The sequence below is a fragment of the Allosediminivita pacifica genome, assembly GCF_003054175.1.
GTDB classification, from domain to species: domain Bacteria; phylum Pseudomonadota; class Alphaproteobacteria; order Rhodobacterales; family Rhodobacteraceae; genus Allosediminivita; species Allosediminivita pacifica.
On record NZ_QBKN01000003.1, the window covers coordinates 82,440 to 96,293 of the forward strand.

Annotated in this window: 14 protein-coding genes; 10 read left to right on the forward strand and 4 right to left on the reverse strand. The window is 66.7% G+C overall.

What is annotated here, in order from left to right; translation table 11 throughout:
- Both trhO and C8N44_RS03205 read right to left on the reverse strand, forming a co-directional pair.
- Positions 1 to 927 (reverse strand): oxygen-dependent tRNA uridine(34) hydroxylase TrhO, encoded by a 927-nt coding sequence (gene trhO, locus C8N44_RS03200; RefSeq protein ID WP_107974727.1) that lies wholly within the window; start codon positions 925 to 927, stop codon positions 1 to 3.
- A gap of 39 nt (positions 928 to 966) precedes the next feature.
- A complete protein-coding gene (locus tag C8N44_RS03205) occupies positions 967 to 2,184 on the reverse strand; it encodes an Hsp70 family protein (RefSeq protein ID WP_107974728.1) in 1,218 nt (405 codons plus the stop codon).
- 107 nt (positions 2,185 to 2,291) lie between these two features.
- On the opposite strand from C8N44_RS03205, the gene pncA reads away from it, so the two are divergent.
- The 7 genes from pncA to C8N44_RS03240 all read left to right on the forward strand — a co-directional run bounded on the left by pncA (position 2,292) and on the right by C8N44_RS03240 (position 10,574).
- A complete protein-coding gene (gene pncA / locus C8N44_RS03210; protein WP_107974729.1) occupies positions 2,292 to 2,885 on the forward strand; it encodes a bifunctional nicotinamidase/pyrazinamidase in 594 nt (197 codons plus the stop codon).
- 208 nt (positions 2,886 to 3,093) lie between these two features.
- Positions 3,094 to 5,316, forward strand: coding sequence for a response regulator (locus tag C8N44_RS03215; RefSeq protein WP_244640963.1), 2,223 nt, complete (start codon positions 3,094 to 3,096; stop codon positions 5,314 to 5,316).
- The gene (gene pncB / locus C8N44_RS03220; RefSeq protein WP_107974731.1) at positions 5,253 to 6,542 is read left to right on the forward strand and encodes a nicotinate phosphoribosyltransferase; all 1,290 of its coding nucleotides are present in this window, start codon (positions 5,253 to 5,255) and stop codon (positions 6,540 to 6,542) included. Before C8N44_RS03215 ends, pncB begins: the two co-directional genes overlap by 64 nt.
- Positions 6,543 to 6,745: 203 nt before the next feature.
- Entirely contained in the window at positions 6,746 to 7,831 is a 1,086-nt protein-coding gene (gene hisC / locus C8N44_RS03225; protein WP_107974732.1) for a histidinol-phosphate transaminase, read from the forward strand.
- On the forward strand, positions 7,828 to 8,742 hold the full coding sequence (locus C8N44_RS03230) for a prephenate/arogenate dehydrogenase family protein (protein WP_107974733.1): 915 nt from the start codon (positions 7,828 to 7,830) through the stop codon (positions 8,740 to 8,742). The genes hisC and C8N44_RS03230 overlap by 4 nt, the downstream gene beginning before the upstream one ends.
- Positions 8,739 to 9,377, forward strand: a complete 639-nt coding sequence (locus tag C8N44_RS03235) for an extensin-like domain-containing protein (RefSeq protein WP_107974734.1) — start codon at positions 8,739 to 8,741, stop codon at positions 9,375 to 9,377. The genes C8N44_RS03230 and C8N44_RS03235 overlap by 4 nt, the downstream gene beginning before the upstream one ends.
- A 138-nt stretch (positions 9,378 to 9,515) precedes the next feature.
- Complete coding sequence (locus C8N44_RS03240; RefSeq protein WP_107974735.1) at positions 9,516 to 10,574, forward strand: cytochrome-c peroxidase; 1,059 nt, start codon at positions 9,516 to 9,518, stop codon at positions 10,572 to 10,574.
- Positions 10,575 to 10,635: 61 nt separating this feature from the next.
- Here the strand turns inward: C8N44_RS03240 and C8N44_RS03245 are convergent, their stop codons facing one another.
- A complete protein-coding gene (locus tag C8N44_RS03245; protein WP_373282682.1) occupies positions 10,636 to 11,370 on the reverse strand; it encodes a TlpA family protein disulfide reductase in 735 nt (244 codons plus the stop codon).
- Positions 11,371 to 11,391: 21 nt separating this feature from the next.
- Between C8N44_RS03245 and argH the strand changes: the two genes are divergently transcribed.
- Genes argH through C8N44_RS03260 form a run of 3 tightly spaced genes read left to right on the forward strand, consistent with a single transcriptional unit; the run spans position 11,392 to position 13,297 of the window.
- Entirely contained in the window at positions 11,392 to 12,783 is a 1,392-nt protein-coding gene (gene argH, locus C8N44_RS03250; RefSeq protein WP_107974736.1) for an argininosuccinate lyase, read from the forward strand.
- Positions 12,780 to 12,992 carry a hypothetical protein gene (locus C8N44_RS03255; RefSeq protein WP_107974737.1) on the forward strand — a complete coding sequence of 71 codons (213 nt, stop codon included), beginning with the start codon at positions 12,780 to 12,782 and terminating at the stop codon, positions 12,990 to 12,992. Before argH ends, C8N44_RS03255 begins: the two co-directional genes overlap by 4 nt.
- Entirely contained in the window at positions 12,992 to 13,297 is a 306-nt protein-coding gene (locus C8N44_RS03260; RefSeq protein WP_107974738.1) for a DUF2834 domain-containing protein, read from the forward strand. Before C8N44_RS03255 ends, C8N44_RS03260 begins: the two co-directional genes overlap by 1 nt.
- Before the next feature lie 9 nt (positions 13,298 to 13,306).
- On the opposite strand, the gene C8N44_RS03265 is transcribed toward C8N44_RS03260, so the two are convergent.
- A complete protein-coding gene (locus tag C8N44_RS03265) occupies positions 13,307 to 13,849 on the reverse strand; it encodes a pyridoxamine 5'-phosphate oxidase family protein (RefSeq protein ID WP_146178796.1) in 543 nt (180 codons plus the stop codon).
- Positions 13,850 to 13,854 lie beyond the last annotated feature (5 nt).

Here is a 13,854-nt window from a genome sequence, read left to right on the forward strand (position 1 = left end):
TCAGCCTTCGGGCAGGTCGTCCACATCCATGGCAAGATGCCGCCCGCCCCGCGCCCGGGCGAGCGCGATCTGCTTCTGCCGTTCGCGGAAACGCATCTTGTCCTCTTCCGAGGTCTCGTCGATGCAGTGATGGCAGGAGACGCCCTCTTCGTATTCCGGGCGGTCGCGATCTTCGGGCAGGATGGGCCTGCGGCAGGCGTGGCACAGTTCGTGCGGCCCCTCGCGCAGCCCGTGACCGACGCTGACCCGACCGTCGAAGACAAAGCAGTCACCGCGCCAGAGGCTGCCTTCCTGCGGGACCTGCTCGAGGTACTTCAGAATGCCGCCCTTGAGGTGGTAGACCTCGGGCACGCCCTGACCCAGCAGGAAGTTGGTGGATTTCTCGCAGCGGATGCCGCCGGTGCAGAACATGGCGATACGCTTGTTGTGGAAGCGGTCCTTGTTCTTCTCCCACCATTCAGGAAACTCGCGAAAACTCGTGGTTTCGGGATCAACGGCGCCCTCGAAACTGCCGATGGCCACTTCGTAATCGTTGCGCGTGTCGATCACCGCCACGTCGGGCGCGCTGATCAGCGCGTTCCAGTCCTGCGGATCGACGTAGTGGCCGACGCGGGCAAGCGGATCGACGTCCGGCTGGCCCATGGTCACGATCTCTTTCTTCAGGCGTATCTTCAGCCGGGCGAAGGGGCGTTCCGCCGCCGTCGAGAGCTTCCATTCGATATCGGCACAGCCGGGCAGGGTACGGACATGCGCCAGCACCGCGTCGATCCCGGCACGCGGACCGGCGATGGTGCCGTTGATGCCCTCATGGGCGATCAGCAGCGTGCCGGTGATGCCGTTGGCCTCGCACAGCGTCCGAAGCGGCCCGCGCAGGGCATCGGGATCTTCGAAGCGGGTGAAGTGGTAAAGGGCGCAGACGGTGAACATGGGCGGCAGATAAGAAAGCGCGACCGCGACGGCAAGCGGCTATTCCGCCGCAATGGCGAGCCCGTGCACGACCGCGGTAAAGACCTCGGCATCGACCGGAGTCGCGTCGGGGAAACTGCGGCCCATGGCAGACCGCACGGCGGAAAGCAGGCTGGAGCCGCCGACGTAGACGATCTGATCCACCTCGGCAGGGGTGCAGCCCGCCTGCTTAACGGTTTCGAGCGCCCCGGTCGCGATTTCGTCGGCGTATCCCTGAAGCGCGACCGTCAGGGCATGGGCCGGGAGCGTGGCGGAGAGGCCCTTCTCGACGACATGAAGCGCGATCTCGGCCGTTCCCTTCCCATTGGCAGCGATCTTGCCGGCCTCGACCGCATAGGCTACGTCGTGCCCAAGATGCGATTCCAATACCTCGGCGAGGCGCTCGAAGAGCCGCGGTTCCCTGGCCAGCCTGATCCAGCGCTCCACCTCGCGCTGCAGGCCCGCGTCGTAGACGAAGGGGATCTTCTCCCAGCTAGCGAGGTCCTGAAACAGCGCACGCGGCGCCGGGTGCGTCTTGCCGCCAAGCTCCGCGCCGATCATCGCCTCGTAGCCCAGAAGCGGCATCGCGTGGTTCAGGCTGAGCGCCTTGTCGAAATCCGTGCCGCCCAGACGGATACCGCCGCTGGCAAGGACCTGCGTCCTGCCGTCCTTCCGGTCGCAAAGCGTGAAGTCCGAGGTGCCCCCGCCGATGTCGACGATGAGCATGCGGCCCGTGCCATCGACCGCAAGCGCAGCCGCCTCGGGTTCCGGCAGGAAATCGACGGCATCGAAGCCGGCGACTACATAGGCTTCGGCCAGGTCCGTGGCGGCCTGCGCATCGCGCTCGGGCGAGGGGGAGTGGAAGTGTACCGGCCGGCCGGAGAGCGCCCTGTCGAACCGCAGGCCCGTATGTGCCTCGGACCGGGTTTTGATCTCGGCGAGAAAGCGGGCGATTACCTCGATCAGAGTCAGCTGTTCGTTCAGGATTCGGCGCTTCTCTCGTGCCAGCGGCGTTCCGAGGATGCTCTTGAGCGCGCGCATGAAGCGCCCCTCGGCCCCTTCCATCATCGCCCGTGCAGCGGCTGTGCCATAAAGATATCGGCGTTCGGCGAAATCCACGAATACCGCCGAAGGCAGCGTCTGTTCACCCGTCTCAAGCGGGATCGCGTAGGGTCGCCCGCCCGCGAGCACGCCCGCGCCGGTGTTTGAGGTGCCGAAATCGACGCCGAGCCGTGCCATGTCCAGGCCTCCGGTCCGAGAAGGCGCGAGGGGTAGCAAGCGGGCGCGGCCATGGCAATTCCCATTCGCGGCGCTAAGCTGCAGCACAGCAATAAAGGGAGATCCCCATGCAGGCACTCATCGTCGTCGATCTTCAGAACGATTTCTGCCCGGGCGGCTCGCTCGCCGTCGAGGGCGGAGACGAGATCGTGTCCTCCGTGAACGCGATGATGGACGAATACGAGGCTGTCATCCTCACGCAGGACTGGCACCCGAAGGATCACTCCTCCTTCGCCAGCCAACATAAAGGCAAGGCACCGATGGAGACCATTGAGATGCCCTACGGCACGCAGGTGCTCTGGCCCGACCACTGCATCCAGGGCTCGGAGGGCGCCGCCTTCCACCCGCACCTCGACACGATCCGGGCCGACCTGATCCTGCGCAAGGGGTTCCGGCCCAAGATCGACAGCTATTCGGCCTTTTTCGAGAACGACCACGAGACGGTCACCGGGTTGCACGGCTACCTGCAGGCCCGCGGCATCGACAAACTGACCTTCGTCGGTCTCGCGCTCGATTTCTGCGTTCACTGGTCGGCAGTGGATGCCGCAAAGCTCGGCTACGAGGTCACGGTGGTCGAAAGTGCTTGCCGGGCCATCGACCTCGGCGGCTCGCTGCAAGCAGCCAAGGCCGCCATGCACGAAGCGGGCGTGACCGTGAACTGACCCATGCGCCATTTGCCATTTCGTAAGATGGGGCCGGCTACTCTCGGAGAGGTTTTGTCGCGAGGGCCCGCCGATGACCGCCGCCCCAACGGGGAGCGATTGCCAGGATGAGCCGACGGCGTTTCGGGCCCTATATGGCCCTGAGACGTTGTTCTTCAGGTATGCACGGGCGCGGCTTCGCCAGTTTGCCCTTCGGCAGATCTCGACCGTGATCGGAGTTGCGATCCTTTGGGTCTCCGTTTCGGGAACGGCGGCGTCGGCAGCGCTCGCCATCGCGATTTCAGGAGAGACCATCGAGGGTCTGGTACTGGTCTGGGCCCTGCGCGCAACCAAGCACGGCAGACCCTTCGATCGCTTGCATGCGATCGCGACATGCGCCGGCGCACTTCAGGCCATGTCTCTCTCTGCCTGCGTGTTGCTTCTGGCAATTCTCGCCCCGGGAGCATCCGAGCGGTTGATCGCGCTGATATTCCTGATGGCCGCCGCCGTGAACGCTGGGTTTGCGCTGACACACGCGCCCACGGTGTCCAAGGTCAAGCTTGGCATGTTCGCCTCCTGTGCCCTGATCGCCTTGGTCTGGCAGGTTCATTCTGTGCGGGGCGCTCCGGTCAGCACGGCCATGGCGATACTCGAGGTCGCCGTGCTCAGCTATCTCGTCTACACTTTCGTGTCATTCGTCGTGAGGGCCTGGCGCCGTCGGATCGAAAATGAACACGCGCTGCTGAAAGGTGCCGAAGCCCTCGACAAGACGGTCCGGGATCTCCGCGCCTCGCAGGAAGAAGCCCAGCGGCTGGCGCTGGTGGCGAGCCAAGCAAACGACAGCGTGATCGAGACCGACCCGGCGCGCCGAATTACCTGGGTCAACCGCGCCTTCACCGAGATCACTGGTTACTCCCTTGAGGAAGCACTCGGCAAACGCCCGGAAGACCTGCTGGACGGGCCCGACACGAACCCGGAGGTCTCCCACGCTTTCACGCAAGCAGTCCGCCTTGCCACACCCCACCGGGCTGAAGTGATGAACTATCGCAAGGACGGCAGCCAGCTCTGGATGGACGTGAACCTCGTCCCCATCGCGGGAGCGGACGGCAAGGTCGAACGCGTCGTGTCGATCGAGCGTGACGTCACCGAAATGCGCCGGCAGGCCGAGGCACTGGCCGAGGCGCGCGACAAGGCCGAAGCGGCAGCGCGTGCGAAGGCGAGCTTTCTCGCGCACATGAGCCATGAGATCAGGACTCCGCTCGATGCCATCATCGGCATGGCCGATCTTCTGACTGAAGCTGGTCTGTCGGAACAGCATCACGAAGAGGCGATGACGATCCGCAATGCCTCGGAAGCCCTGCTCAAGATCATCAACGACATTCTCGATCTCTCGCGCCTGGGTGCCGACAAGCTGATGATGGATCCGCAGTCATTCGCACCCGCAAGCTGCCTTCGCGAAGTGATGACGATGATGCGGCCCCTCGCGCAGGAAAAGGGCCTGCGGCTCGACATGACCCACGAGACACAGCTTCCCGACAAGGCCGTTGCCGACGCTGGGCGGTTGCGGCAGGTCCTTGTGAACCTGTTGGGAAACGCGATCAAGTTCACCGAGCGGGGTACTGTTTCGGTAACGGCATCGGTGCGGCCGCACGGCGACGGCTGGATTTTGCAGGTGATCGTCCGTGATAGCGACGTCGGTGTGCCGCCTGAGCGTGCTGCGGCAATTTTCGAGGAGTTCGAGCAGGGTGATGCGGACACGACCCGCCGCTTCGGTGGCACGGGGCTCGGCCTGCCAATATCGCGCGCTCTGGCGCGCCGCATGGGTGGTGATATCGTGCTGATCGAGCCCGAAGGGCCGGATGCGACCGGGGCGACCTTCTCCCTGACGGTCCGTCTGGCACCTGACCGAAGAGGCATCACTCCCGAAACTAAGGCAGCCGCGTCGACATCAGCGCTTCCCCGGCTCCACATCCTGCTCGCCGAAGACAACGCCACGAACCGGCTTCTGGTCGCTCGCTTCCTCCAGGACGAGGCGGTGACGCTCACCATGGTCGAGAACGGCAGGCGAGCCATCGAGATCCTCTCGGAGACCTCGCCCGACGTGGTGCTCATGGACATGGCCATGCCCGAAATGGACGGTCTTGCGGCGACCCGTGCGATCCGGGCCAGCGATGGGCCGCAACCGCGCATCATCGCGCTGACGGCCAACGCCTCGGCAGACGACCGCGCGGCCTGTCTTTCCGCCGGGATGGACGACTTTCTGTCGAAACCCCTGCGCAAGCCGGAGCTTCTCGCGGCATTGGCGCGGGCGGCGGGTGGGCAGAAAGGCCTTTCACCTTCGGGCGGGGATACCGTATCACGGCCCGGCACAAGGGATGAGGCCTCGAAGTGGATATCGCCACCCGCGTCTGGAACCACAAGTGGAAGATCGATCCGATCGTCCGGTCGCTGATCGACACGGATTTCTACAAGCTGCTCATGTGTCAGTCCGTGTTCCGCAACAAGAGGGACACCCAAGTGACCTTCAGCCTGATCAACCGGACTGATAGCGTGCCGCTGGCAAAGCTGATCGACGAGGGTGAGCTGCGCGAGCAGCTTGACCACATCCGGTCAATCCGGCTCAGCCGCGGGGAGTCGACCTGGCTTCGGGGCAACACCTTCTACGGCAAGCGGCAGATGTTCCGGCCGGATTTCATGGAGTGGTTCGAGAACCTGCAGCTGCCACCCTACCACCTCGAGCGGGTGGGCGACCAGTACGAGCTGACCTTCGAGGGCAAGTGGCCCGAGGTGATGCTGTGGGAGATCCCGGCGCTGGCGGTGCTGATGGAGCTGCGGGGCCGCGCGGTTCTGCACGACATGGGGCGGTTCGAGCTTCAGGTGCTCTATGCCCGCGCGATGACCCGGGTCTGGGAGAAGGTGGAACATCTGCGGAAGGAGCCGGGGCTAAGGATCGCGGACTTCGGGACGCGGCGGCGACACAGCTTCCTCTGGCAGGACTGGTGCGTGCAGGCGATGATCGAGGGGCTGGGCGAGCGGTTCACGGGCACATCGAACTGCCTCATCGCGAAGAACCGCGACCTCGAGGCGATCGGGACCAATGCCCACGAGATGCCCATGGTCTACGCCGCGCTGGCCGAGACGGACGAGGATCTGGCGCGGGCGCCCTATGACGTGCTTGCCGACTGGCACGAGGAGCACGAGGGGAACCTGCGGATGATCCTGCCCGACACCTACGGCACGGCCGGCTTCCTCGAGCGGGCGCCAGACTGGCTGACCCAGTGGACGGGCATCCGGATCGACAGCGGCGATCCGGCGGAGGGCGCCGAGACGGCGATCCGGTGGTGGCAGGAGCGGGGCGAGGATCCGCGCGAGAAGCTCATCATCTTCTCGGACGGGCTCGACGAGCAGAAGATCCTGCAGCTTTACCACCAGTTTGCCGGGCGGGTGCGAGTGTCCTTCGGCTGGGGCACGCTGCTTACCAACGATTTCCGGGGGCTGGCTCCCGACGACCGGCTCGCGCCCTTCAGCCTGGTCTGCAAGGCAGTCAGCGCCGAGGGTCGGCCGACGGTCAAGCTGTCGGACAACCCCAACAAGGCGATGGGTCCGCAGACGGAAATCGATCGCTACAAGCGGGTCTTCGGGGTGGGGCAGCAGCAGGCCTTCGAGGTGGTCGTCTGAGATCGTCCCGGGGATGTCCCGGGCCGGGACATCCTCGCGCTCTATATGAATCAATAGGTTACAGAGATGAAGTAACCATATCTTAAGAGTGTCCCGCGGGACGGGGCCTTCGCGGCCCGCGATTTCGGCTCCCGCCCGTCCGCGAATCGTGCTTTCCAGAGCCCCGGGCGCACGTTAAGCACGGGCGCCAAGGAGTGACGGACATGAGCAAAATCGACCCGCAGCCGGGGATTCTCGATATCGCGCCCTACCAGGGCGGCAAGAGCGCCATCGAGGGTGTGACGAACGTCATCAAGCTCAGCTCGAACGAGAACCCGTTCGGACCGAGCCTTGCCGCGCAGGAAGCTGCGCGCCGCGTGCTGCACGAGATGCATCGCTATCCGTCCACGGACCACCGCAGCCTGCGGGAGGCCATCGCCGAGGTGCACGGGCTCGAGGCCGACCGGATCATCTGCGGCGTCGGCAGCGACGAGATCCTGCACCTGCTGTGCCAGTGCTACGCGGGGCCGGGCACCGAGGTAATCCACACCGAACACGGCTTTGCCATCTACAAGATCGGCGCGCTTGCTGCCGGGGCCACCCCGGTGGAAGTGCCCGAGCAGGAGCGCGTCACCGACGTGGACGCCATCCTGCGAGCCTGCAACGAACGCACGCGACTGGTTTTCATCGCCAACCCCAACAACCCGACCGGCACCATGATCGGCCTGGCCGAGATCGAGCGGCTGGCCGAAGGTCTGCCCGAGCAGTGCCTTCTGGTGCTGGACGGGGCCTATGCCGAATACGTCGAGGGCTACGACGGCGGCGCCAAGCTGGTGCATGCGCGCGACAACGTCGTGATGACGCGGACATTCTCGAAGATCTACGCGCTTGGCGGGATGCGCGTGGGCTGGGGCTATGGACCCGACCACGTGATCGACGTGCTGAACCGGGTGCGGGGGCCCTTCAACCTGTCCAACATCGCGCTGGCAGTGGCCGAGGCCTCGGTCCGCGACACGGCGCACGTGGAAAAGAGCCGCTGCGAGAACACGCGCCTGCGCGCCTGGCTGGCCGAGGCGCTGGCCGAGCACGGCGTGCCGTCGGACGCGTCTACCGCGAACTTCGTGCTGGCACGCTTCGCCAACCAAGACGAGGCCGAGGCCTGCAACGCCTACCTGCAGACGCAGGGGCTGATCGTGCGGCCGGTGGCGAGTTACAAGCTGCCGCACGCGCTGCGGATCACCGTGGGCGACGAGGCCTCGTGCCGGCGGGTGGCGCATTGCATCGGGCAGTTCAAGGCAGGCGCACGATGATCTACGGGAAGGTCGCGCTGATCGGGCTGGGCCTGATCGCGTCGTCGATGTTCTGGTCGACGCGGCGGGCCGGGGCTGCCGGCACCGTGGCGGGCTACGATCTCTCATCAGAAGCGCGCGACACGGCAAGGCGGATCGGTCTTTGCGACAACGTCTGCGACAGCGCCGTGGAGGCGGTGAAGGACGCGGATCTGGTGGTGCTTTGCGTGCCCGTGGGCGCCATGGGGGCCGTCGCTGCCGAGATCGGGCCGCACCTGAAACCCGGCGCCACACTCAGCGACGTCGGGTCGGTCAAGGGCCGCGTGATCGAGGAAGTGGGGCCGCACCTGCCCGGCGGCGTGCATTTCGTGCCGGGCCACCCGCTGGCCGGGACCGAGCATTCGGGCCCCGAGGCGGGGTTTTCGTCGCTGTTCGACAACCGCTGGTGCCTGCTGGTGCCGGTGGAGGGCACCGATCCCGAAGCGCTGGCGACGCTCAAGAGCTACTGGGAGGCGCTGCGCGCCAACGTCGAGGTCATGGACGCCGAGCACCACGACCTGGTGCTGGCGGTGACGTCGCATTGTCCGCACCTTATCGCCTACACGATGGTGGGCGTGGCCGACGACCTGCGCCGCGTGACCGACAGCGAGGTCATCAAGTATTCGGCCGCCGGTTTCCGGGACTTCACCCGTATCGCAGCCTCGGACCCGACCATGTGGCGCGACGTCTTCCTGTCGAACAAGGAGGCCACGCTGGAGATCCTCGGCCGCTTCACCGAGGAGCTTTTCGCGCTGCAGCGGGCCATCCGCACCGGCGACGGTGAGCATCTTCACGCCTATTTCACTCGCACCCGGGCCATCCGACGTGGCATTCTCGAAGCGGGGCAGGATACTGATGCCCCGGACTTTGGCCGTGTGAAGGTGGAACGATGAAGGCACTCGTGACCGCAATGCTGATCGGAAGCCTGCTGGCGCTGCCCGGTTGCGGTGCCGTGCAGAGCGGGGTCGGCGCGGTTGCACGCGGCTTTGCTGGATCCTCGGGCGGGGGGCTTTGCGGCGACCCGCGGCTGACCGGCGAGGAGGTGGGCCAGGTGCCCGGCAAGCTGCCGGCCTGCGGCATCGACGAGGGCGTGCGCGTGACCTCGGTCGAGGGCATTCCGCTGAGCCAGGCCGCGACGATCGACTGCCGGACGGCGCGGACGCTGGCCGACTGGGTCGAGGACACGATGATCCCGGCGGTCGGACGCCGGGGCGGCGGTGTTGCCGAGATCCGCGTGGCGGCGCACTACGCCTGCCGCACCCGCAACCACCAGGCGGGTGCCAAGGTGAGCGAGCACGGCAAGGGCCGGGCCATCGACATCTCGGCGCTGACGCTGGGCAACGGCGACGTGATCACCGTCGAGGACGGCTGGCGCGGCGGACGCCGGGACCGGCGGCTTCTGCGGCGCCTGCACGGCGAGGCCTGCGGGCCCTTCGGCACGGTGCTCGGGCCGGAATCGGACGCCTTCCACCAGGATCATTTCCATTTCGACACGGCCCGCTACCGCGGCGGCAGCTATTGCCGCTGAAACACCCGTGACCTGACGTTCCGGGCCGAAAGGTCCCGGGATCTTGAGGCAGATCAATGTTCCCCCGCGCGCTTTCTGGAATCGTTCCAATCGGGGCGCGCGAACGATCCTAGTCAGGACACACCAGGGGAGTTTGGTATGTTTCCGAAAACCATGGCCGCCGTCTGCGCATTGAGTACGGCGCTGGCGGCCCCCGCGCTTGCCCAGGAGGTGCGCGCAGACCTGAGGGACGAGGCGCTCGACATGTTCTCGCCGCTGCCCTCGACGATCCCGTCCGTCACCGACAACCCGATCACGGCCGAGAAGATCGACCTCGGCAAGGCGCTGTTCTTCGATCCGCGCATGTCGGCATCGGGGGTCTTTTCCTGCAACTCGTGCCACAACCTGGCCACCGGCGGGGACGACAACCTCGAGACCTCGATCGGGCACGGCTGGCAGAAGGGCCCGCGCAACGCGCCGACGGTGCTGAACGCGGTGTTCAACGCGGCACAGTTCTGGGACGGGCGGGCGCCCGACCTTGCCGCACAGGCCAAGGGCCCGGTTCAGGCGGGCGTCGAGATGGCCAACACGCCCGACAACGTGCTGGCGACGCTGAACTCGATGCCGCAGTACGTGGCATGGTTCCGGGGGGCCTTTCCCGAGCAGGACGAGCCGGTGAGCTTCGACAACTTCGCCAAGGCGATCGAGGCCTACGAGGCGACGCTGCTGACGCCCGCGCCGTTTGATGCCTGGCTGAACGGCAACGACGATGCACTGACCGAGGAGCAGGTGCGGGGCTTGCAGACCTTCGTGGATGCGGGCTGCGCCTCGTGCCACAACGGCATCAACCTGGGCGGGCAGGATTACTTCCCGTTCGGGCTTGTCGAGAAGCCGGGCGCGGACGTGCTGCCCGAGGACGACAAGGGGCGGTTCGCGGTGACCGAGACGGCCTACGACGAGTACGTCTTCCGCGCCGCGCCGCTGCGCAACATCGAGGTGACGGCGCCCTATTTCCACTCGGGCAAGGTCTGGGATCTGCGCACGGCCGTGGAGATCATGGCCAGCTCGCAGCTCGGGGCCGAACTGTCGGAGGGCGAGCTCGACGACGTGGTGGCCTTCCTCGGGTCGCTGACCGGCGAGATGCCGGAGGTGAGCTACCCGGTGCTGCCGGCCGAGACCGGCGACACGCCGCGGCCGACGGCGGCGATCGTTCAGTAGTCTCTGGGGCGCTTGCGAGAAGGAAGAGGGCGTTCCGCGCCCCCTTTCGCCTCTGCGCGGCTCAGCCGCCGGACATGAGCGCCTCGATGGCGGTGCGGGCCTCGGGGGAATTCCACTCGGCGTCGCCGGTGAGGCGCGCGACCTCCTGCCCTTCGGGGTTGAGGATGACGGTCACTGGCAGACCCAGCACCGACATCTCGCGCGAGAGGGTGGAACCCTGGTCACGGTGCAGGGGCAGGTTGTCGACGCCGATCTCGTCGAAGAAGTTCTGCATGGCCTGCGGCGGATTGCGGGTGGTGGCGATCGTGACGACCTCGAAATCCTCGCCGCCGCGGTCGGCCTGAAGCTGTGAAAGCGCGGGCATCTCGTGGCGGCAGGGCGCGCACCAGGTGGCCCAGAAGTTCACCAGGACCCACTTGCCCTGCCAGTCGGAAAGGTGCAGCGGCTCACCCTCGAAGGTGGTGAATTCCGACGTACCGGCGGGCTTGGGCGTGCTGTGAACGACGAGCTTCTTGAGGGCCGAGGTGCCTTCGGTCCCGGCGGTTGCGTCGATGGTCTCGGCGGACGGCGTTTCGGCGGCGGCGGAGATACCGTCTTCGGGGGGCGCATCCGCACCGGCGTCGGCAGATACGGCTTCTGCGGCCGGTTCCGCCTCTGGTTCGTCCGGCTCCTCGGTCACCGCACTCAGGGTTTCGGTCGGTGGCAGGTCGGTTGTGTGCCGCGGCCAGAGGACCACCCCGAGCGCGAGAATTGCACCTGCCCCAAAGGCGGTATAGAGCAGCGCGGACCGTTTCATGCATTCCTCCGAAGGGCCGTGATGACCGATAAGACCTCGAACCAGATGTGGGGCGGCCGGTTCGCCGACAGGCCGGATGCGATCATGGAGGCGATCAACGCCTCGATCGGATTCGACAAGCGGCTGGCCGCACAGGACATTGCCGGGTCGCGGGCCCATGCAGCTATGCTGGCCGCAACCGGCATTGTCGAGGATAATGACGTGGAGGCGATCCGGAAAGGATTGCTCACGGTGTTGTCAGAGATCGAGTCGGGTGACTTCGAGTTCTCGACCGCGCTGGAAGACATCCACATGAACGTCGAAGCGCGCCTGAAAGAGGTCGTGGGCGAGGCCGCCGGGCGGCTGCACACGGCGCGGTCGCGCAACGACCAGGTCGCCACCGATTTTCGGCTCTGGGTGAGGGATCAGCTCGACGCGGCCGAAAGCGGGTTGCTGGCGCTGATGCGCGCACTGGTGGCGCAGGCCGAGGCGGGCGCGGACTGGGTCATGCCGGGGTTCACGCACCTTCAGACCGCGCAGCCGGTGACCTGGGGCCATCACATGCTGGCCTATGTCGAGATGTTCTCGCGCGATCTGGGCCGGGTGCGCGATGCGCGGGCACGGATGAACGAGAGCCCGCTGGGCGCGGCGGCGCTTGCCGGTACCGGCTTCCCGATCGACCGCGAGATGACCGCCAAGGAGCTGGGCTTCGACCGGCCCATGGCCAATTCGCTGGATGCCGTGAGCGCACGGGACTTCGCGCTGGAATTCCTGAGTGCCGCCTCGATCAGCGCGATGCACCTGAGCCGCATGGCCGAGGAGCTGGTGATCTGGTCGTCGGCGCAGTTCCGGTTCGTGACCCTGTCGGACCGGTTCTCGACCGGGTCGTCGATCATGCCGCAGAAGAAGAACCCCGACGCCGCCGAGCTGATCCGCGCCAAGATCGGCCGGATCTTCGGGGCGAACGTCGCGCTGATGATGGTGATGAAGGGTCTTCCGCTCGCCTATTCCAAGGACATGCAGGAAGACAAGGAACAGGTCTTCGACGCGGCGGACAACTGGCTTCTGGCGCTGGCGGCCATGGAGGGCATGGTGCGCGACATGCAGGGCAACGTGCCCGCGCTGGAAGCCGCCGCATCGCACGGGTTCTCCACCGCGACCGACCTTGCCGATTGGCTGGTGCGCGAAACCGGGCTACCCTTCCGCGAGGCGCATCACGTGACGGGGAGCCTTGTGGCCATGGCCGAGAAGAAGGGCTGCGATCTGCCGGACCTGACACTGGCCGACATGCAGTCGGTCCATGGGTCGATCACCGAGGGCGTGTTCGAGGTTCTCGGCGTGCACAACTCGGTCGCGTCGCGGATGAGCTATGGGGGCACGGCGCCCGCGCGGGTGCGCGAGCAGGTGGCCCGCTGGCAGGAGATCCTCGGATGAAATGGCTCGGCGTCGCCCTGCTGCTGGGTTTCCTGGCGGGATGCGGCGTCGACGGGGCGCCGGTGCCGCCGGAGCCCGAAGAGGAAGAGGCTGGCCCGCAGGTGCATGGCACCATCGGCGTGGGTGTCGGGTCGCGCGGTGTGACCACGACAGGCTCGGTTTCGGCCACCTCGCGGCACGGGCCCGTCAGTTTCGGCCTTTCCTTCTGATGCCGCGCTGGATCTGGCTGGTGCTGGCGGCATGGGGCGCGGTGCATCCCTGGAGCTATTTCCTGCCCTACCTGCGCGAAAACGGCTGGTCGCTGAGCGGACTGAGCGATGCGTGGTACGTCAACGCAAGCAGCACGGGGCTGACCTGGGACCTGACCATCGTGGCAGTGGTGCTGACGGTCTGGATTCTGGTCGAGACCTTCCAGACGCGGGATTGGCGGCGGCTGATCGCGCTGCCTGTGGCCTTTGGCGTCGGCGTGAGCTGCGGGCTTCCGCTGTACCTCTGGCTGCGCGGGCGGCGCTGAGCGCGGTTTTCAGGGGGCGATCCAGCTTCCTGTCCACTGGCCGTCCATGCCCCGATCAAAGCGGGCCCGCGTGTGCCGCTCTTCCCCGATATGCAGGATGTCGGCGCGAGTGACGTGGATGCGGATGGCCGTGAAGCGGTCGGGGTCCGGATCGGGGTTGTGGTCCGCCGGGTCCTGCATCGGCGTGCCGGGCGGGGGCGTGCCGCCGTAGACCTGCCGGGGGCCTTCGGGGATCTTGGCCCAGCGGTCGCGGTCGCCGTGGATGAGCTCGGCCCGGCCGGTGAGGCGGATCTGCAGGCTGTCGGCGGGCATCCAGACCAGCAGCGCGGCCCGGGGATCGGTGGCGAGGTCAGCGACCTTGCCGGTGGCGCGGTCGCTCTGGATCTCGGCCACGTCGGCGTCCCAGCCGCGCAGGACGACCATGCGGAGGCTGGGGCCCTCCACCCCGCTGGTGGCGAGCACGGGCTGGCGGGCGGGGTGGTCGGCATCGGTGCGACCGCGGGACATGGCATCCCAGGCGCGCTGGCGGAAGTCTTCGGGTGTTTGCGTCACGTGGG